21 protein-coding genes are annotated in these 19,397 nt (G+C 69.4%); 8 read left to right on the top strand and 13 right to left on the bottom strand.

What is annotated here, in order from left to right; genetic code table 11:
• Positions 1–6: 6 nt before the first annotated feature.
• Complete coding sequence (locus tag ACYVOK_RS17605) at positions 7–519, top strand: GNAT family N-acetyltransferase (protein WP_460663514.1); 513 nt, start codon at positions 7–9, stop codon at positions 517–519.
• Here ACYVOK_RS17605 and ACYVOK_RS17600 read toward each other — a convergent pair.
• A complete protein-coding gene (locus ACYVOK_RS17600) occupies positions 473–1,471 on the bottom strand; it encodes a cation diffusion facilitator family transporter (protein ID WP_460663513.1) in 999 nt (332 codons plus the stop codon). The two genes, ACYVOK_RS17605 and ACYVOK_RS17600, sit on opposite strands and share 47 nt — an antisense overlap.
• Before the next feature lie 115 nt (positions 1,472–1,586).
• On the bottom strand, positions 1,587–1,991 hold the full coding sequence (locus tag ACYVOK_RS17595; RefSeq protein WP_460663512.1) for an ArsR/SmtB family transcription factor: 405 nt from the start codon (positions 1,989–1,991) through the stop codon (positions 1,587–1,589).
• A 70-nt stretch (positions 1,992–2,061) separates the two neighbouring features.
• Here ACYVOK_RS17595 and ACYVOK_RS17590 point away from each other — a divergent pair, with 70 nt between their 5' ends.
• The gene (locus ACYVOK_RS17590) at positions 2,062–2,613 is read left to right on the top strand and encodes a DinB family protein (RefSeq protein WP_460663511.1); all 552 of its coding nucleotides are present in this window, start codon (positions 2,062–2,064) and stop codon (positions 2,611–2,613) included.
• Here the strand turns inward: ACYVOK_RS17590 and ACYVOK_RS17585 are convergent.
• The 6 genes from ACYVOK_RS17585 to ACYVOK_RS17560 form a co-directional block, all read right to left on the bottom strand.
• Positions 2,586–4,184 carry an ABC-F family ATP-binding cassette domain-containing protein gene (locus tag ACYVOK_RS17585; protein WP_460663510.1) on the bottom strand — a complete coding sequence of 533 codons (1,599 nt, stop codon included), beginning with the start codon at positions 4,182–4,184 and terminating at the stop codon, positions 2,586–2,588. The two genes, ACYVOK_RS17590 and ACYVOK_RS17585, sit on opposite strands and share 28 nt — an antisense overlap.
• A 189-nt stretch (positions 4,185–4,373) precedes the next feature.
• Positions 4,374–5,333: an ABC transporter permease gene (locus ACYVOK_RS17580; RefSeq protein WP_460663509.1), complete on the bottom strand. Its 960-nt coding sequence runs from the start codon at positions 5,331–5,333 to the stop codon at positions 4,374–4,376.
• Between the two features lie 67 nt (positions 5,334–5,400).
• A complete protein-coding gene (locus tag ACYVOK_RS17575) occupies positions 5,401–6,327 on the bottom strand; it encodes an ABC transporter permease (protein ID WP_460663508.1) in 927 nt (308 codons plus the stop codon).
• Complete coding sequence (locus ACYVOK_RS17570) at positions 6,324–7,337, bottom strand: ABC transporter ATP-binding protein (protein ID WP_460663507.1); 1,014 nt, start codon at positions 7,335–7,337, stop codon at positions 6,324–6,326. Before ACYVOK_RS17570 ends, ACYVOK_RS17575 begins: the two co-directional genes overlap by 4 nt.
• Positions 7,334–8,311, bottom strand: a complete 978-nt coding sequence (locus ACYVOK_RS17565) for an ABC transporter ATP-binding protein (protein WP_460663506.1) — start codon at positions 8,309–8,311, stop codon at positions 7,334–7,336. The genes ACYVOK_RS17570 and ACYVOK_RS17565 overlap by 4 nt, the downstream gene beginning before the upstream one ends.
• A 4-nt stretch (positions 8,312–8,315) precedes the next feature.
• Positions 8,316–10,109 (bottom strand): ABC transporter substrate-binding protein, encoded by a 1,794-nt coding sequence (locus ACYVOK_RS17560; protein ID WP_460663505.1) that lies wholly within the window; start codon positions 10,107–10,109, stop codon positions 8,316–8,318.
• Positions 10,110–10,275: 166 nt separating this feature from the next.
• Between ACYVOK_RS17560 and ACYVOK_RS17555 the strand changes: the two genes are divergently transcribed.
• From ACYVOK_RS17555 to ACYVOK_RS17540, 4 genes are all read left to right on the top strand, one after another.
• Positions 10,276–10,959, top strand: coding sequence for a response regulator (locus ACYVOK_RS17555; protein ID WP_460663504.1), 684 nt, complete (start codon positions 10,276–10,278; stop codon positions 10,957–10,959).
• A 69-nt stretch (positions 10,960–11,028) separates the two neighbouring features.
• On the top strand, positions 11,029–12,405 hold the full coding sequence (locus ACYVOK_RS17550; protein ID WP_460663503.1) for a HAMP domain-containing sensor histidine kinase: 1,377 nt from the start codon (positions 11,029–11,031) through the stop codon (positions 12,403–12,405).
• Positions 12,406–12,422: 17 nt separating this feature from the next.
• Positions 12,423–12,866 carry a 2-dehydropantoate 2-reductase N-terminal domain-containing protein gene (locus ACYVOK_RS17545; protein ID WP_460663502.1) on the top strand — a complete coding sequence of 148 codons (444 nt, stop codon included), beginning with the start codon at positions 12,423–12,425 and terminating at the stop codon, positions 12,864–12,866.
• Positions 12,842–13,306, top strand: coding sequence for a ketopantoate reductase C-terminal domain-containing protein (locus ACYVOK_RS17540; protein WP_460663501.1), 465 nt, complete (start codon positions 12,842–12,844; stop codon positions 13,304–13,306). The genes ACYVOK_RS17545 and ACYVOK_RS17540 overlap by 25 nt, the downstream gene beginning before the upstream one ends.
• Here ACYVOK_RS17540 and ACYVOK_RS17535 read toward each other — a convergent pair.
• Positions 13,271–14,179, bottom strand: coding sequence for a GNAT family N-acetyltransferase (locus ACYVOK_RS17535; protein WP_460663500.1), 909 nt, complete (start codon positions 14,177–14,179; stop codon positions 13,271–13,273). The two genes, ACYVOK_RS17540 and ACYVOK_RS17535, sit on opposite strands and share 36 nt — an antisense overlap.
• Entirely contained in the window at positions 14,176–14,751 is a 576-nt protein-coding gene (gene idi / locus ACYVOK_RS17530) for an isopentenyl-diphosphate Delta-isomerase (RefSeq protein ID WP_460663499.1), read from the bottom strand. The genes ACYVOK_RS17535 and idi overlap by 4 nt, the downstream gene beginning before the upstream one ends.
• A gap of 222 nt (positions 14,752–14,973) precedes the next feature.
• Between idi and tyrS the strand changes: the two genes are divergently transcribed.
• Both tyrS and ACYVOK_RS17520 read left to right on the top strand, forming a co-directional pair.
• The gene (gene tyrS / locus ACYVOK_RS17525; RefSeq protein ID WP_460663498.1) at positions 14,974–16,179 is read left to right on the top strand and encodes a tyrosine--tRNA ligase; all 1,206 of its coding nucleotides are present in this window, start codon (positions 14,974–14,976) and stop codon (positions 16,177–16,179) included.
• A gap of 107 nt (positions 16,180–16,286) precedes the next feature.
• A complete protein-coding gene (locus ACYVOK_RS17520) occupies positions 16,287–17,111 on the top strand; it encodes an NAD(P)H-binding protein (RefSeq protein WP_460663497.1) in 825 nt (274 codons plus the stop codon).
• Between the two features lie 13 nt (positions 17,112–17,124).
• Here ACYVOK_RS17520 and ACYVOK_RS17515 read toward each other — a convergent pair whose 3' ends face one another.
• The 3 genes from ACYVOK_RS17515 to ACYVOK_RS17505 are packed head-to-tail and all read right to left on the bottom strand — an operon-like array spanning position 17,125 to position 19,388.
• Positions 17,125–17,508, bottom strand: a complete 384-nt coding sequence (locus tag ACYVOK_RS17515) for a VOC family protein (protein ID WP_460663496.1) — start codon at positions 17,506–17,508, stop codon at positions 17,125–17,127.
• On the bottom strand, positions 17,508–18,815 hold the full coding sequence (locus tag ACYVOK_RS17510) for a cytochrome P450 (protein ID WP_460663495.1): 1,308 nt from the start codon (positions 18,813–18,815) through the stop codon (positions 17,508–17,510). Before ACYVOK_RS17510 ends, ACYVOK_RS17515 begins: the two co-directional genes overlap by 1 nt.
• Before the next feature lie 39 nt (positions 18,816–18,854).
• Positions 18,855–19,388 carry an isochorismatase family protein gene (locus tag ACYVOK_RS17505; RefSeq protein ID WP_460663494.1) on the bottom strand — a complete coding sequence of 178 codons (534 nt, stop codon included), beginning with the start codon at positions 19,386–19,388 and terminating at the stop codon, positions 18,855–18,857.
• Positions 19,389–19,397 lie beyond the last annotated feature (9 nt).

Below are 19,397 nucleotides of genomic sequence, written 5' to 3'. Positions count from 1 at the left end.
TGACCGGTGATCACGATCCGCCCGGCGGGGCGCTCCGCCGTACCCGATGTGCTGGCGCTGCTGGACCGCGCGACCGAGTGGCTGGTGGCGCAGGGCCGGACCGACCAGTGGGGCACCGAGCCGCACTCGACGAATCCGCGGCGGGTGGAGCAGATCACCGGATTCGCCGACGACGGCGGGCTGTGGCTGGCCGAGGCCGGCGGGCGGGTGGTCGGCGCACTCGCGGTGGGCGCGGCGTTGCCGTACGTGCCGCCGGCCAGTGAGCCGGAGTTGTACGTGCGGCTGCTCGTGACGGACCGCGCGTCGGCCGGTCAGGGCATCGGTGCCGCCTTGCTCGACCACGCCCGCGAACTGGCGCGTTCTGCGGGGGTGAGCCTGCTGCGGGTGGACTGCTTCGCGGGCGGAGATGGTGCGCTCGTCCGGTACTACGAGAAGCAGGGGTTCACCCGGGACGTCGAGTTCGCCGTACCGGTCAAGGATTCGGAATGGCTGGGTCAGGTCCTCTCCCAGCGGCTGTGACCGACCGGTGGACCGTGCCGTGGGCCTCGGGACAGTGAGCCTCGACTTCGTCCCCGGTGGCATGGTCGACCTGAAGGGTCGAGTGGGTCAGCCGGTGACGGTCGGCCAGGAGCGTCTCGATCTCCACGCGGATCCGGTGACAGTCGAGGCCCTCCGCGACCAGGACATGCGCGGACGCGGCCGGTTCACCCGAGGTGATCTCCCAGACATGCAGATCGTGGACCTCGACCACGCCTCCGACGGCGCACAACTCCGCACCGAGCGCCTGCGGGTCCAGCCCGGTGGGCGCGGCCTCCAGGAAGATCCGGCCGGAGTCGCGGACCAGGGAGACCCCGGCCTTCAGCATCAGCGCGGCCACGACCAGCGCGGCGATCGCGTCGGCGCGGGCGAAGCCGGTGACCAGGACGACGAAGCCCGCGATCGCGGTGGCGATGAACGCGAACAGGTCGTTCAGGATGTGCTGGAACGCGCCCTCGACGTTCAGGCTGGTCCGGTTCGCCTTGCTGATCAGCCAGGTGGCGATCAGGTTCACCACGATGCCGACCACACCGGTGATCAGCACCAGCCCGCCCTTCACCTCGGGCGGGTGGATCATCCGCATGATCGCCTCGTAGACGAAGTACGCCGCGAGCAGCAGCAGGGTGATCCCGTTCGCCTGGGCGGAGAGGATCTCGACCCGCTTGAAGCCGTAGGTGAACCCGCCGGCCGGTGGGCGGGCGGCCAGCCGGATCGCGATCAGGGCGAGCACGATCGCGATCGCGTCGGTCAGCATGTGCGCGGCGTCGGTGATCAGCGCCAGCGAACCGGCCGCGACACCGACGACCACCTCGGCCGCCATGAACCCGACGATCAGCGCGAGCGCCCCGCTCAGCAGCTTCCGGTCCGCCGCCGCACTGACCCCGTGCCCGTGCCCATGTCCATGTCCATGCCCCTGCCCGGCGTCCCCGGTCATGGGGCCTCCCGGCCTGGACTGAGGAGCGGAGGGAGCGAAGCGACTGGAGCGACGAGGGAAGGCCGGGAGCAACAGCCCCATGACCCGCCGCGCCGGAGGCGTGGCATCAGTACAGTCATGCGTCGGACCGCTCAGGGTGGATGGCGTCGGTGTGCTCTGTGTGCGCGACCGCGAGGTCGACGAGCATCCGGACGTGCGCGTCGTCCAGGCGGTAGTACGCCATCCGGCCGTCCCGCCGTACGGCGACGACCCGGTGCGCCCGGAGCAGACGCAGTGCGTGCGAGGTCGCGGACTCGCTCATCCCGGTGACGGCGGCGAGATCGCAGACGCAGAGTTCCCCGTCGAGCAGGGCGACCAGCAGCTTCAGCCGGCGCGGGTCGCCGAGCAGGCTGAACACGTCGGCCGTGTCGACGACATCGTGCTCGGCAGGCATCCTGGCGTAGACAGCGGCGACCCGCTCGGGGTCGACCAGCTTCACGTTGCAGGCGTCCATGCTCTGCACATCTGCAGAACTCTTCATATGTGAAGAGTAGCCTGGGCACTCACCGTACGGCCAGTCCCCGGCGTGTCGGGCCGGGCAGACTGTGCCGGTGACCAATTATCCCGAGGTGGCAGCCGGCGAGCGGCTGATGCTGGAGCAGTTCCTGGACTTTCATCGCGCCGGCGTGCTGCGCACGCTCGACCAGGTGACCGACGAGCAGGCGGCCGCGCGGGTGCTGCCGGCGACCGACCTGACCGTCGGCGGGATCGTGAAGCACCTGGCCGCGGTGGAGGACCTGTGGTTCAGCCACAAGTTGCTCGACGTACCGAGTGCGGAACCGTGGCGCTCGGCGCCGTTCGCCGAGGACCGGGACTGGGAGTTCCACTCGGCCGCGGACAACACTGTCGGCGAACTCCGGGCGCTCTATCTCACCGCGTGTGACGCCAGTCGGCGCGTCGTGGCGCGGCTCAACTCACTCGACGTACTGGCCGCCCGGCCGTCGTTCGGAGACAAGCTGGTCAGCCTACGGTGGATCTACCTGCACATGATCGAAGAGACCGCCCAGCACCGCGGTCACCTCGACCTCCTCCTCGACGCGATCCGCCACCCCGCCCCTGCCCCCTCGCCTCGAAGTCAGGCGAGGGAGACCAGGTCGAGGTAGTCGTCGGACCAGAGGTCCTCGGTCGCGTCGGGGAGGATGAGGACCCGGTCGGGGCGGAGGGCCTCGATGGCGCCCTCGTCGTGGGTGACCATGACGATCGCGCCCGGGTAGCTGCCGACCGCACCGAGTACTTCGTCGCGGGAAGCCGGGTCCAGGTTGTTCGTCGGCTCGTCCAGGAGCAGGACGTTGGCGCCGGAGTGGACCAGCCCGGCGAGCGCCAGGCGGGTCTTCTCGCCGCCGGACAGCACGTGGGCCGGTTTCTCCGCGTCGTCGCCGCTGAACAGGAACGAGCCGAGCACGTTCCTGACCTCACCGTCGGTCAGGCCGGGCGCGACCGAGGCCAGGTTCTGCCGGACGGTGCCCGCCAGATCCAGGGTGTCGTGTTCCTGGGCGAAGTACCCGAGCCGTAGCCCGTGACCGTGGACGACCTTGCCGTCGTCCGGTTGCTCACGACCCGCCAGGAGCCGGAGCAGCGTGGTCTTCCCGGCACCGTTGAGGCCGAGGATGACGACACGGCTCCCCCGGTCCACGGCCAGGTCGACGCCGTCCAGCACCTGCAGGCCGCCGTACGCCTTCTTGAGACCGACCGCGCTGAGCGGGGTCTTCCCGGACGGCGCCGGCTCGGGCAGGCGGATCCGCGCCACCCGGGCGGCTCGCCGTACCGGCTCCAGATCGGCGAGCAGCTTGTCCGCCCGCCGCGCCATGTTGCGCGCGGCAACGGCCGTGTTGGCGCCGGACTGCATCTTCGCCGCCTGGGCGTGCAGGACCGCAGCCTTGCGCTCCGCCGTGTTCCGTTCCCGGGTACGGCGGCGCTCGTCGAGCTCGAGCTGCTCGAGGTACTTCGCCCAGCCGGTGTTGTGGACGTCGATCGTGGTCCGCTGCGGATCCAGGTGGAACACCCGGTTGACCGTTGCCGCCAGCAACTCGCGGTCGTGGCTGATGACGACCAGGCCGCCCGAGTAGCCGAGCAGGAACTGCCGCAACCACAGCACCGAGTCGGCGTCCAGGTGGTTGGTCGGCTCGTCGAGCAGCAGCGTGTCGTGCTGTGCGAACAGGATCCGGGCCAGCTCGACCCGGCGCCGCTGACCGCCGGACAGTTCGCCGACCGGCTGCTCGAGCGCGCGAGCGGGCAGGCCGACGCCGGCCGCCAGCCGGGCCGCCTCCGCCTCGGCCGCATAGCCACCACCGGCCTGGAACTCCGCCTCCGCGCGGGCGTACGCCGCCATCGCGCGCTGCTGGGCGTCGCCGGTGGCTGTGCTCATCGCCTCCTCGGCCTTGCGCAGGTTGCATACGGCGACGTCCAGGCCGCGGGCCGACAGGATCCGGGCCGTGACGGTGAGGTTCGGGTCGGCGGCGCGCGGGTCCTGGGGCAGGTAGCCGACGGAGCCGGACACGGTGATGGAACCGGCGGCCGGACGGTCCTCGCCGGCCAGCGTCTTCAGCAAGGTGGTCTTGCCGGCGCCGTTGCGGCCGACCAGGCCGATGCGGTCGCCGGGGCTGATGTGGAACGACAGGTCGGACAGCAGGAGGTGGGCGCCGACGCGAATCTCTACACCGCGAACGGTGATCATGGTTACTCTCCGTGATAGCTGGTGGACACACTTCTGGCGTGGAAGCGGGTCCGCAGCTAGACACAGAGGCAAGTAGCCATGCCCCCAAGAATAGAGATCCCCCAAAGTCCCGTCAGCTGATTTATCCCCGGGCCCCCGGAGCAGCGCCACCCCCGGAGGGCTGCTCCGGGGGTTCCCCCGGGATGGTGGCTAGTGGAGACGGACTCGGGGGTCGAGGAGGGCGTAGGCGAGGTCGACGAGGATGTTGGCGACGACGACGGCGGCCGAGGCGAACAGGACGATGCCGATGATGACGGGCAGGTCCTGCTGGTTGATGGCGGTGACGGCGGTCTGACCGAGACCGGGGAGGCTGAAGACGGTCTCGATGACCACGACGCCGCCGACCAGCTGCCCGAGGTCGATGCCGAACTGGGTGACGACCGGCGTCAGCGCGCTGCGGAGGCCGTGGCGGACGATGACGCGGCTCTCCCGGATGCCCTTCGATCGCGCCGTACGGATGTAGTCCTCGCCCAGCACGTCGAGCATCGATCCGCGGGTCAGCCGGGTGTAGGTGGCCGCCAGCAACAACGCCAGCGCGATCCACGGCAGGAACAGATGCTGGAACCACGGCCCGACCCCGGCACTCAGCGCCGAGTACCCACCGGCCGGGAACCAGTGGAACCCTGCCAGCGTGAGCCGGAAGTACAGGAAGTACAGCAGCAGCAACCCGAGCAGGAACGACGGGAACGAGTAGAAGACCAACGAGAACAACGTCAGCCCGCGATCGGCCACCGACCGCGGATGCACCGCCGAGATCACCCCGTTGAACACCCCGAGCAGCAACCACAGTACGGCGGCGCCGAGCGCGAGCGAGACCGTGATCGGCAACGCCTGGCCGATGATCGTGGTCACCGGCACCTGGTGGTAGTAGTCGTACCCGAGGTTGCCCTGCAGCGCGTTCTCGACGAACTGCAGGTACTGCTTCCAGACCGGCAGGTCCAGCCCGAGCCGGTGCTTGATCAGCGCGATCGTCTCCGGTGTCGCCTGCCGGCCGGCCAGCGTCTGCGCAACGTTGCTCGGAGCAACGAAGAACAGGGCGAACACGGCCACCGTGATGAGCCACAGGACGAGGATCCCGTGCCCGATCCGGCGGATCAGAAAAAGAACCATCGCCGCCTCCTGGCCGTACCGTTGGCGGTGTCGATCCAGTAGTTGCCCCAGCCGAAGAGCGCCATCATCAGGTCCGATCCGCGCGCGGGTCGAAGGCGTCCCGGACGCCGTCGCCGAACAGGTTGAACGCCAGCGTGGTGATCAGCAGCGCCAGCCCGGGGAAGAGGATGAACCACCAGGCGGTGGTGTAGTAGTTCTGCGACGCGCTGATCATCCCGCCCCAGTCGGCGGTCGGCGGCGGCAGTCCGAGCCCGAGGAACGACAGCGTCGCCTGGGTGACGATCACCGTCGGGACCAGCAGCGTGGTGTAGACGATCACCGGAGCCAGCAAGTTCGGCAGGACGTCGACGAACATGATCCGGGCGTCCCCCGCCCCCAGCGACCGGGCCGCCTCGACGAACTCCCGCTCGCGCAATGACAGCACCTGACCGCGGACGATCCGGGCCACCGACGCCCAGCTGAAGAGCCCGATCACCAGCACGGTGACGGTCAGGCTCGGCCCGGTGACCGACACCAGCGCGATCGCCACCAGCAGGAACGGCACCGAGAGGACGACGTCGATCAGCCGGGCCAGCACCGTGTCCACGATCCCGCCGAGGAAACCGGCCGCCAGCCCGAGGACGACGCCGATCACGACGGTGATCGCGGTCGCGATGACGCCGACGAGCAGCGACACGCGCGCGCCGTATGCGATCCGCACCAGGATGTCGCGGCCGAGGTCGTCGGTGCCGAGCCAGAACGTCGCGTTCGGCCCGCGCGGCAACCCGTCCGGGGTCAGCCCGATGTCGCGGTACTGCTCGTTCGGCGGGTGCCCGGTGAGGTGCGCGAACACCGGCGCGAAGATCGCCATCAGCACGATCAGCACGATGACCGCGAGCGAGACCATCGCCACCTTGTCCCGCCGCAACCGCCGCAACGCCAGCACGAAGGGACTACGCCCCTCGATCACCCTCGGCTCGTCGACAACATCAACCATCTCGAGCGCAGCTGTCATGATGCCCTCAGGTCCGGTACGGCGGTGGACAGGTCTTCGCCCAGCCGGAGCGGATGGATGCACGCGGTCCGATGTGCGTCGGCATCGTCCAGTACGGCGGCCAGCGGCGGCTCGACGGCGGCGCAGTCGGCCCGGGCTTTCGGGCACCGCGTGTGGAACCTGCACCCCTCCGGCGGGTTCGTCGCGGCCGGGATGTCGCCACCCAGGATGATCTGCTCACGGCTGTCGGCGGTGTCCGGGTCCGCCACCGGCAACGCCGACAGCAACGCCCGCGTGTAGGGATGCCGGGTCTGCCCGAACAGCTCGTCGGTCGGCGCCAGTTCGGCGATCTTGCCCAGGTACATCACCGCGATCCGGTCGCTGACGTGCCGGACCACGGACAGATCGTGCGAGATGAACACGTAGGTCAGGTCGAACTCGCGCTGCAGATCCGCCAGCAGGTTGATGATCTGCGCCTGGATCGACACGTCCAGCGCCGACACCGGTTCGTCGCAGATCACCAGCTTCGGCCGCAGTGCCAGCGCCCGGGCGACCCCGATCCGCTGCCGCTGGCCGCCGGAGAACTCGGCCGGGAACCGGTTGTAGTGCTCGGGGTTCAGCCCGACCAGCTCCATCAGTTCCTGGACCTTCTTCTTCCGTTCCTGCCCCGACGCCATGCCGTGGATGCTGAACGGGTCGCCGATGATCGAGCCGACCCGGCGGCGCGGGTTCAGCGAGCCGTACGGGTCCTGGAAGATCACCTGGATCTCCCGCCGGACCGGCCGCATCGCCTTGCGGGACAGCGTGCTGATCTCGGTGCCGTCGAACCACACCGATCCGGACGTCACGTCGTACAGGTGAGCCATGCAGCGGGCCAGTGTCGACTTGCCGCACCCGGTCTCACCGACCAGCCCGAGCGTCTCGCCCTTGTGCACCTCGAGCGAGACGCCGTCGACCGCGCGGACCACCTCCCGCGAGTGTGTGGGGAACTCCTTCCGAACGTCCTCCACCTTCAGCAGTACGTCGCTCATGACGCAATCGCCTCGCTGACGTCGTGGGGCAGCCAGCACGCCGACTGGTGCCGGGGATCACCACCGACATCGGTCAGTGGCGGCGTCTCCGCGCATTTGTCGAACACATGTGGGCAGCGGGACGCGAACGGGCACCCGGGCGGCAGGCTGATCAGACTCGGCGGACTGCCCGGGATCGGGGTCAGCCGCTCACCGCTGCGGGCCGGCAACGATGCCAGCAGCCCTTGGGTGTACGGGTGATGGTTGCGGTAGAAGATGTCCCGGCGGGGTGCGCGTTCCATCACCGAACCGGCGTACATCACCACCACCTCGTCGGCCATCTCCGCGACCACACCGAGGTCGTGGGTGATCAGCACGATCGCCGTGCCGAACTGCTCCTGCAGCCGGCGCATCACGTTCAGGACCTGGGCCTGCACGGTCACGTCGAGTGCGGTGGTCGGCTCGTCCGCGATCAGCAGCGCCGGGTCGAGCGCCATCGCCATCGCGATCATCACCCGTTGCCGCATCCCGCCGGAGAACTGGTGCGGGTAGTCGTCGATCCGTTCCGCGGCCCGCGGGATGCCGACCAGGGTGAGCAGGTCGGCGGCCCGCTGCCGGGCCGCCGACTTGCCGATGGCCCGGTCGTGCGCCCGGATCATCTCCACGATCTGCCAGCCGATCCGGTAGTGCGGATGCAGGCTGGACAGCGGGTCCTGGAAGATCATCCCGATCCGGGCCCCGCGCAACCGGCGCAGGGTGGCCTGATCGGCACTGATCAGGTCCGTTCCGTCGAAGTACGCCGTACCGGACACCTGAGCTCCCCTGGTCAGACCGGTGACGGTCTGGGTGGCGACGCTTTTGCCCGAGCCGGACTCGCCGACCACGGCCAGCGTCTGACCGGCCTCGACGTCGAACGACAGGCCCCGGACGGCGCGGACGGTGCCGTCCGGGGTGTCGAAGGAGACCCGGAGGTCCCTTACCTCAAGCAGGGCCATGAGGTCAGCCGCCCTGCTTGTCCTTGGCGAGCCAGACGTTCGTGGGGTCGAACATCTGCAGCGCGGGGATGTAGACCGCGTTGTGCACGTGCGACGCGTGGTAGTTCGCGTTCTTCGGGTTGGTGAGCGGGAAGAACGGCGCGTCGGCCATCACCTGCGCGTCGGCCTTCGCCCACAGCTCCGCCGCCTGCTCCTCGGTGGTCGCCTTGGCCGCCTCGTCGATCAGCGCGTTGGTGGCCGGGTTCGAGTAGAGGCCGAAGTTGCTGCCGATCGGCGGGTACGACGGCTCACCGGAGAACAGCGGCTTGAAGAACGACAGCGCCGCGTTGCCGTACCAGTCCGCTCCCCAGCCGGCCAGCGACAGGTCCCAGACGCCGCGTTTGGCGACACTCGGCACCTGCAGGTACTTCACGTAGAAGTCCGCGTTCGGCGACGGTACGCCGACCACCGTGATCCCGGCCTTGGACAGATCCTGCTGGATCGTCTGGAAGGCCTTGCTGCTGCCCTCGGACGCGTTGCGGTACAGGAACTTCAGCGTCAGGTGCGGGTGACCGGCCTCGGCCAGCAGTTGCTTGGCCTTGTCCACGTCGTACGGGTACGGGTCGATCTGCTTGGAGCCGAGGATGTTCTCCGGCAGCACGTGGGTCAGCGGCGGGTTCACCGTCGGGCCGCCGAGCACCTGCAGGACGTGGTCCCGGTTGATCGCGTAGGAGATCGCCTGGCGCACCTTCACGTTGGCCAGCGCCTTGTTGTTGTTCGGCGAGGCGGTGTTGTAGACGACGTACGGGTTGCTGGACGCGGTCGGGCCGAGGTTCAGGTTCGGGTCCTTCTTCGCGATCAGCGCCGGCAGTTGCGACGGCGGCGGGCCGACGTCGAACTCGAGGTCTGCGCTCGGCGTACCGGTCTGCAGTTGCTGCTGGACCGATTCCTGGCTGACCGTCTCGTTCACCACGATCTTGTCGACGTACGCCTTGCGGACCGGGTCGGTGGAGGCGTTCCAGGCCGGGTTGCGCGAGTACGAGATCGACTTGGTCGGCACCCAGGAGTCGACCTTGTACGGGCCGTCGGACGGGAAGTTGTTGCCCAGTTCGGTGCTGCCCGGCAGGTACTTGAGCACCTCGACCGGGGCCGGTGAGAAGGCCGGCAGGGTGAGCATGTCGACGAAGTACGTGGCCGGCTGGGTGAGGTGGAACACGACCGTGGTCTGGTCCTTGGCGACCACGCCGGGCAGCGGTGTCTTGTCGATGTAGGCCTGGATCGCGGCCGGGGTCTTGTCCACCTTGGCGAAACCGTCGGCGAACGCGTTGTACCCGACGATCAGGTCGGCGAAGTCGGGGATGCCGCCGAACGGCTGGAACGGGTTCGCGGTCCGCTTCACGCCGCGGACCAGGTCGGCCGCGGTCACCTGCCGGGCCGGCGTGGTGTTCCACTGTGCGCCGGGGCGGATCTTGATCGTGTACGTCTTCCCGTCGGCGCTGATCCCGCCGTTGTCCTTCGTCGGGATCTCGGTGGCCAGGTCGGCCACCGGCTTGGTGTTCTCGCCGCCCGGCTCCGCCGGATAGGTGAACAGCTGGCGTGCCCACATCCGCACGTTCAGGTAGCCGGCGGAGTAGTAGGTGAGGTTGGGATCCATGTAGTCGACGTCACCGGCGCCGAGCATGTTGAGGGTGCCGCCGGTGACCGGTGTGGCCGCGGTACTGCCGGATCCGGACGGTGATCCGCCACCACTGCTGCATGCGGCGAGCACGAGGGTCGCCACGGCGGCAAGGGATAGTGCCGCCAGCCGTCTTCTGGCCATTGGTCCTCCTCCAGGACTCGATAGGGCCGAAGTTAGGACTCGCGGAGCCGCCTGGAGGCGTGGTCACAGAACCGTCAAAGCCTTGTCACCCCGACCCTGCGCGAAGATGACGAAGTCATGACAGAAGTCACCGTCGTTTGGGCCTTCCGTAGGCCACACTGGACCGGTGGCACACAGCCTGCTGTTGGTCGATGACGAGCCGCGCATCCGGCGGGTACTCCGGCTCGCCCTGGAGGACGAGGGGTACCAGGTCGCCGAGGCGGCCAACGGGTACGACGCTCTGGCCGCGCTGCGCCGGGAGCCGCCGGACGTGGTGCTGCTGGACCTGATGCTGCCGGATCGCGACGGCTTCACGGTCTGCCGCGAGATCCGCCGTACCAGCGACGTACCGGTCATCATGGTCACCGCACGGACCGACAGCCACGACGTGGTCGCCGGGCTGGAGGCGGGTGCGGACGACTACGTCACCAAACCGCTGGTGGCCAAGGAGTTGTCGGCGCGGATCCGGGCGCTGCTGCGACGGGTCGAGCCGAACAACGCGCGGCAGTCGGACCTGCTCGTGGTCGGCGACCTGCGGATCGACGTCGCCGGCGCCGAGGTGAGCCGCGGCGACACCGTGCTGCCGCTGACCCGCACCGAGTTCAAGCTGCTGGCCGAGCTGGCCGGTGCCGAGGGGAAGGTGCTGAGCCGCGAACAGTTGCTGTCCAAGGTGTGGGGATACGGGTACTTCGGTGACAGCCGGATCGTCGACGTCCACATCCGCCGGCTGCGGCTGAAGATCGAGCACGACCCGGCCAGCCCGAAACACCTGGTGACGGCCCGCGGCCTGGGCTACCGACTGGTGAGCTGACCTGTGCGGGCGCGGCGATCGGGTCGGTGGAGCCGGGAACGATTCCAGCTCAGCCTGCGGGGCCGGGTCATGCTGGCATACGGCCTGCTCGCACTCGGACTGTCGTCGGTGCTGGCACTCGTCACCTGGAGCGTCGTCTCGGAGTACCTCACCGAGCAGCGCCAATCGTCCGCGATGGTCGAGACGGCCGACAACGCCGCAGCCTTCCATTACGGGTTGTACGGCGCACCCCAGCCGTGCCGACCGGCTCGCGAACGGGCCGAGTGCGGGAGCCCGACGCCCAACCCGGACGTCAGCGTCATCGATCTGCTGAACAGCCTGCCCTCCACCGACTCCGCCGCCTCGATGGTGTACTACGACAACCAGTGGTACTCCCTGACCGGCAAGCCGTCCGACCTGCCCGCGGACCTGATCGACACGGTTCGCAACGGGCAGACGGCCCATCGCCGCATCACCGTCGGTGGTCAGCAGGTGCTGGCCGTCGGCGTACCGATGAGCCGTTCCGGCGAGGCCTTCTTCGAGTGGCATCCGCTGTCCGGTCTGGACAACACCTTGCGCACGTTGAAGATCACGCTGGTCTCGGCGGCGATGGTCGCCGCCTTGATCGGCCTGGCCGTCGGGCGGCTCGCGAGCACCTTGGCACTGCGGCCGCTGGCCGCTCTGACCCGGGTGGCGAACGCGGTCGCCCGCGGCCAACTGGATGCCCGGTTGCAGGTGGAGAACGACCGGGACCTGGGCGGGCTGGCGCAGTCGTTCAACCAGACCGCGGCGAACCTGGAACGCCGGGTCGCGGCGGACGCGCGGTTCGCCGGCGACGTGAGCCACGAGTTGCGGACGCCGTTGATGACGATGCTGAACTCGATGCAGCTGATCCAGAACCACCGGGCCGAGTTGCCGGCCCCGGTCCGCGAGCCGGTCGAGTTGCTCGGTGACGACCTGGAACGCTTCCGCCGGCTGGTCATCGACCTGCTGGAGATCTCCCGGGACGACGGCGGCGACCAGGGCAGCCGTGAGATCGTCCGGATCGCCGACCTGGTCCGCGCCGCCGCGAACACCACCGCCGGGCGGGACGTGACGACCGTGGCGCCGGACGCCGAGGGCCTCAGCCTGCAGGCGGACAAGCGGCGGCTGGAACGGGTCATCGCCAACCTGGTCGAGAACGCCGAGGACCACGCCGGCGGTTGCAAGGGCGTCGGTGTGGAAGCCGGCGGCCTGGGCGTGATCATCACCGTCGACGACTCCGGTCCCGGTATCCCGGTCGAGGACCGCGAGCGCATCTTCGAACGCTTCGGCCGCGGCGAGACCAGTAACCGCAGCCGCGGTGTCGGCCTCGGCCTGGCCATCGTCGCCCGGCACGTCCAGTGGCACCACGGCACCATCCAGGTCTCCGACCGCCCCACCGGCGGCGCCCGGTTCACCGTCGAACTCCCGGCCAAAGCGACCTGATTCGGTACCGTGTGGCGGTGCGGATCGTGGTGTACGGCGCGGGCGGCATCGGCTGTTACGTCGGCGGGCGGTTGGCGGCGACAGGGACACCGGTGACGTTCGTCGGGCGGCAGCGGATGGCGGACGAGTTGGCTGCGCACGGACTGCGGCTGACGGACTACCTGGGTGGGGACCTGCGCGTCGCGGAGGTGCGGTACGAGACCTCACCGGCGGCGGCCGCGGAGGCGGATCTGGTGCTGGTGACGGTGAAGTCGGCCGCGACGGAGACCGCGGCCGGGGAACTGGCCGGGGTGCTGAAACCTGGTGCGATCGTCGTCAGCTTCCAGAACGGCGTACGCAACGGGGAGTTGCTGCGAGCGCGGTTGACGGACCAGGTCGTGGTGCCCGGGATGGTGCCGTTCAACGTGCTGAACCGCAGCACGACGACATCCTGCCGGTGCAGTGGGCGAAACTTCTGCTGAACCTGAACAATCCGATCAACGCGCTGTCCGGCGTACCGCTGCGGGAGGAGCTGTCACAGCGTTCGTACCGCCGCTGCCTGGCCGCAGCGCAGGCCGAAGCCCTCGCACTCCTCGACGCTGCCGGCATCACGCCGGCCAAGCTGCTGCCGGTCCCGATGCACCGCTTCCCGTTGATCCTGCGCCTGCCCGACTTCGTCTTCCGCCGTCTCGCCGCCTCGATGCTCGCGATCGACCCACTGGCCCGGACCTCCATGTGGGAGGACCTCGAGGCCGGCCGGACCACCGAGATCGACTACCTGAACGGCGAGGTCGTCCGCCTGGCCGAATCCCTCGACCGCCCGGCCCCGGTCAACACCAAACTCGTCACCCTGCTCCGCGCGGCCGAGGCACAGCGGCGTACCTGGTCAGGCCCGGAGCTCCTCCGGGAGTTGCAGGGGTAGCTTCGCGCGGACGCTGATCGCGACGGCGCCGTACGTGAAACCCAGATGCTCGTTGAGGCGACGCATGTTCTCGTTGCCCTGCTGGGTCCAGGTGTACAGCTCGCTGATGCCGTGCTCGGCCGCCCAGGCCATGCTGGCCCGTTTGAGGGTGGACGCGACCGCCTGGCCGCGCCACTCCCGTCGTACGGCGGTGTACGCCACCTCGGCACGCTCCGGGCGATCCGTGTCCACCATCAGACCGGCGACCCCGATCACGTCGTCGTCGACGACGGCCAGGAACATCGCGGCCGGGTCGTTGATCCACTCGGTCGCCCACTCCTCGGCCGACACGTCCATCGGGGTCGGTACATCCATGTCGCGGAACGTCGGCAGCGCGACCTGCTCGTACGCCTTCGCCCACAGCTCGGGTCGGTCCGCGACGCTGATCACCTGGTACGACGAGGGCACGGCCGGCCACGGCTCGGCGCCGATCCGGCGGACCTGCTCGACCTGTCGGCCGGTCTCGGTGAAGCCGAACCGTCGCGCGAACGCGAGTGAACCCTCGTCCTCCACGACGGATCCGGCAAATGTGTAGCCTTCGGCAACGGCATGTTCGGTCAGTGCGACGAGCAACCGGGTACCGACCCCTCGCCGCCGTGCGTCCGGCCGCACCCGCGGTACGACGAACGCACGGCCGGACTCGCTGGACCGATCCGACAGGCCGCTGCCCACGACCGCGCCGTCGACCTCCGCCAACAGGAGCAGGCGTTCAGGCCGGTCGAGCTCGCGAAGCTCGGCCACGCTCAGATTGCGCTCGGCGGGCTGTACCGCGATCCTCACGTCGCGCCAGGCCTCGTAGTCCGCGTCGGTCAGCGCCTGCCTGATCTCGATCATTTCTCCCTCTCCGGATCGCGCGCTGCCGGTGGCAGCGTGACCGGGTCGGCGACGGGCCAGTCGGCGGGGGTGGGGCCGAGGCGGGCGAGTTCGTCGAGTTGGAGGACGCACCACGGGGAGAGGCCGGGGACGTTCAGGGGCCAGGGCTCCCAGCGGTACGACGCGACTTCCGCAGGGTCGGGCGTGGGGTCGCCGGTCCAGGTGACTCGGTAGACGGGGCAGAGCTCGTTCTCGACCACACCGCTCGGCATCTCGGCGCGATAGCGGAACTCCGGCAGCACCAGGTCGATCCGGTCCGTGACGATCCCGAGTTCGTCGGCGAGGCGCCGCCGTACCGCGTCCGCCACCGGCTCACCGGGAAGTGGGTGCCCACAGCAACTGTTCGTCCAGACGCCCGGCCAGGTCGGCTTGTCCGGCGCGCGTTGCGTGATCAGCACCCGGCCGGCGTCGTCGACGACATAACTGGAGAACGCCAGGTGCAACGGCGTCGCCGCGTGGTGGACCGTCGCCTTCGGCTCGGTCCCGATCGCCCGGCCGGCCTCGTCCAGCAGCACCACAAGCTCCTCCGTCACACCCTGGAGCCTAACCCGATATCGTCGGCGGCCGCCGTTTGCTAACCTGGCCACGTGATCAAGCGAGGCGTGGCGTATCGACCGGCTCTGGGAGGAGCCGGTATTCGGTAGTACCCACAACTCGCTCCACCCAGAGCCTCCGAGGCAGGAACCGTCCGGTTCCTGCCTCTTTCCGTTGTCCGGAGGCCTCTGCGGGGTGCCTCCTGTGCTGAGAGGAATCCCATGATCGAACCGAGTACGGTGGTCGAACGGTTACGCCGTACCACCGACACCATCGTCGGCGAGAGCGAGTTGCTCGACCGGCTCGCGTCCGGGCGGCCGCTGCGGATCAAGTACGGCGTCGACTGCACGGCACCGGACCTCCACCTCGGCCACGCGGTGAACCTGTGGATGATGCGGCAACTGCAGGACCTCGGCCACCAGGTCGTGTTCCTGCTCGGCGACCTCACCACCCGCGTCGGCGACCCGACCGGACGCTCCGAGACCAGGCCGCTGCTCACGCCCGAGGAGATCGAGGCGAACGCGCAGTCGTTCCTCGAGCAGGTGTCCATCGTCCTGCGCACCGAGCCCGAGGTGTTCGAGGTACGGCGGAACTCGGAGTGGTACGACGGGATGCGGGTGGCCGAGTTGCTGAGCCTGTTCGGCCAGGTCACCCACGCCCAGTTGATGGCCCGGGACATGTTCCGCGAGCGGGTCGCGGCCGGGCGCGAGATCGCGGTGCACGAACTGGTGTACCCGGTGCTGCAGGGGTACGACAGTTTCGCGATGCGGAGCGACCTGACCATCGTGGGTTCGGATCAGCTGTTCAACGAGCAACTGGGCCGGCACTTCCAGCAGCGCCTCGGCGCGCCGCCGCAGGTGGTGATCACGACCACGATCACGCCGGGGATCGACGGACGGGCCAAGCAGTCGAAGTCGCTGAAGAACTACATCGCGCTCACCGACACCCCGCGGGACAAGTTCGGCAAGCTGATGAGCATCCCCGACACCCTGGTCGAGAGCTTCGCCCGCGTCTACACCGAACTACCCCTCGACACCGTCGCCGCGCTGGGATCAGCCGCGGCCGAGGGCGGTCCGGCGGCGCGCGACGCCAAGCTCCGCCTGGCCGCGGCCGTCGTCACCCGCTTCCACGGCGCCGGCACCGCCCGCGCCGAACTGGAAACCTTCACCCGCACCTTCTCCGACGGTGGTCTGCCAACCGACATCCCGGAGGTCGTCGTCGCCAACCCGACCGCGACGGTCCTGGATCTCCTCCAGGCTGCCCGCCCCACCGACACACGCTCCGAACTCCGCCGCCTGATCCGCCAGGGCGCGGTCTCGGTCAACGGCACCCGGGTGAACGATGCCTTCGACAGCGTGGAGTTGACCGCTGACGTCGTACTCAAGTCAGGCCCGCGCACGTGGCACCGCATCCGGCGGCCGGCCTGAGGTTCCTTGCCGCAGCCGCCCGGAGCCGCCCACCGACGCATCTACCATGAGGACGACCCAGGCACGGAGCTTCAGGCAGCCGTGCGGGCTTGGAGGAATGGGGCTGCATGACGGTTTTGGTGACGGGTGCGACTGGCAACGCGGGTGGCGCGGTGGTGCAGGCGCTGTCGGCCGCGGGGCTGCCGGGACGGGCGCTGGTGCGAAAGGAGGTCGCGCTGCCGGCGGGGATCGAGCCGGTGTACGGCGACCTCAATCGGCCGGAGTCGTTTGCCGACGGGCTGACTGGTGTGACGGGGATCTTCTTGCTCAGCGGATACGACCGGGTCGAGGAGTTGCTGGACAACGCCGTACGGGCCGGGGTTCGCAAGGTCGTGCTGTTGTCGAGCAGTTCGCTGGACGGCTCGGACACGTCGAACGCGATTGCGGCGTACCACCAGGCCGCTGAGGAAGCGGTGAAGGTGTCCGGTCTCGAGTGGACGTTCCTGCGGCCGAACTCGTTCATGTCGAACACACTGCGCTGGCTGGACCAGGTGCGGGCGGGCGACGTGGTCCGGGTGCAGTTTCCGGAGGTGGCGATCTCGACGATCCATCCGCTCGACATCGCCGAGGTCGCGGTGCGCGCGTTCACCGAGGACCACGGCGGCGCCATTCACCGGCTCACCGGGCCGGTCGCCCTCACTCCCCCGCAGCAGGTGGAGATCCTGGGCCAGGCGATCGGCCGACCGCTGACGGCGTACCCGATGACGCGGGCGGAGACCCATGCGGAGCTGCAGGCGACGATGCCGCCGCAGTACGCCGCAGCCATCGAGAGCTTCTTCGGCGACGGCACCGTCGACGAAACCTCCGTCAACAACACCGTCGAGAAGATCACCGGCCACGCCCCGCGCACGCTGCAGGACTGGACCCGCGAGAACGCCGCGCTCTTCGCCTAGGCCGCCAGGCTGTCTAGTCGACCTGGATGACGCAGAACTCGTTGCCCTCGGTGTCGCGAAGGACGATGAAGTCGTGCTCGTCGGGGTACTGCCACTCGGCACGGGTCGCACCGAGGGCGACCATGCGGTCGACGTGCTCATCGCGCTTGCTGGTGTATAGGTCGATGTGGACCGGCGCCGGGTCGGACGGGATCCGCTCGGCACGCTGGATCAGCACTGCCGGACCGCTGCCGACGGGATCCGTCAGCTTGGTGTACTGCTCCTGCGGACCGACGCGATCTCGACGGTCGTACCCGAGCGCGCGAGCCCAGAAGTTCGCGGCGCGGTCCATGTCGAGCGCGTTGACGACGATCGTCGCCAGTCGAAGGTCGCCGATCTCGGCCGGTCTGTCGTTCATCACTTCCTCCAGAACCCCATCCGGGGCGCGGTGTGGTCGAACGTGGTCGGCAGCGGGCCGCCGGTTAGCTTGGCCCGGGTGTGCGGGTCCAGGTCGAGATCGTAGTGCGTCACCAGGTGCCTGGTCGCCGCGCTGATCGTCAGCAGGGTGACATTGCGCCCGGGACACACCGCCGGACCTTCGCTGAACGGGATCAGCGGCCACGAGCCGTCCGATCGCCCGTCCAGCCAGATCTCCGGGACGAAGTCGTTCGCGTAGTCCAGCGCCTCGTCGTCGCGATGGAACACCGAGCTGACGATCGCGAACTCCGTCCCGGCCGGCGCGCTCCCGGCCTCCCAGAACGTCTCGGTCCGCGCTTCCCGCAGTACGACGAGAGTCGTCGGCCACAACCGCACCGACTCCTCGGCGGCCGCGCCGGCGTACGCCAGCAGCGGAGAGTCCTCGGTGGCGATCCGTTCCACCGCGTCCGGCCTGGTCGCGAGTACCGCGAGCAGACGCCAGAGCGCGATCCCGGCGGCGTCGAAGGCGAACAACCAGTGCGGCACCTGACCGGCCGGATCGAGTCCGCCGCCCGGCTCGACGGTTCGGCTGTCCCGCTGGATCGTGCTCAGCATGAGGGCCTCGACCAGGGTGCCGGGTGCGGCGTTCTCGACGTACTCGCCGAGCTTGCGCTCCAGACGTTCCCGGGCCTTCCGGTTGCGCGGGTGCACGGCCGCCCAGTTGGCGTTCGACCGCAGTACGTCGATCAGCCGGGTCAGCTCGGTGTCGTCGCGGGCCTTGTCGCCGAGCACGATGCGGCGGACGATCCGGTACCAGCTCTCCCGGAAGTCGGTCCAGCCCAGCGTGCCGTCGGGAGTGAGCTCCTCGGTGATGGCCGCGACCATCGAGTCGGCGTGGCGGTGGACCGGGCGGTGGGTGTCGAGGGCTTCCTCGTTCAGTGCGCGGCGGGGCGCGCGCAGCGGCGGGTCGGTGGTAAGGACGGCGTGCGGCTGGAAGTGGTTCAGGGCGGCGACCTTGTCGGCGGTTGCCGCCGAGAACGGTTCGGGGGTTTCGCGGAGGATGCGGTGAACGTGCTCGGGGTCGAGGACCAGTGCGATGGTCCGGCCGGGGAGGCGGATCAGCAGCGGCCCTTCGCCGTACTTCTGCCGCAGCGCGCGGACTCGCCGCAGTGCGCGGCCGTCGGCGTGGACGAGTTCGGCGGCCCGGGATGCTGCCGTCCGCCGCAGGATCGCGCCCTGCGCGACCACCGGCAGCAGCACGTCACGCAGCGTCCGCGCGGCATCCGGGATCGTCGCGGTGGGAAGCATGCTCGTCCGGTTCCCGGCCTCCCCACCGACAAACGGCAGCTAGGCCGGGCTCAGCGCGGCGACGTACTCGGTCCCGGAGCAGACGGTGCCGAGCCTGGGGAAGATCGAGGACACGGCGAACTCGTGGGCGCGGCCGTCGAGCCCGGTCATCGCGTCGGCGATGTAGACGGTGTCGTAGCCGAGGTCGTCCGCGGCGCGCCCGGTGGACTCGACTCCGAAGTTGGTCGCGATCCCGGCCAGCGCGACCGTCTCGATCCCCCGCGTCTGCAACGCCCGATCGAGCTCGGTCCGGCCGAAGGCACCGAGCGTCCGCTTGACGATCTCCAGGTCCCCCGGCTCCGGCTGGGCACCGGGCGCGAACCCGCTGCCCTCCGGCTGCACCTCGACGCCCGGTCGCTCCACCCGCACGTTGACGACCAGCCCACCTACGGACCGCGTCGCCTTCGCCAACGCGATGCACCGCTCGAGCACCTCGGGCCCGGACAGCGGCGCCGTTTCCAGCGCCACGATCCGCGGCATCAGGTCGATCAGGACCAGCGCGGTACTCCGCGGGTCCAGCTTGAGCTCGGTCATACTCCGACC

The sequence above is a fragment of the Kribbella swartbergensis genome (assembly GCF_054784135.1).
Note: the sequence above shows the minus strand (reverse complement) of the source record. Positions and strands in the feature narration are given on the sequence as shown.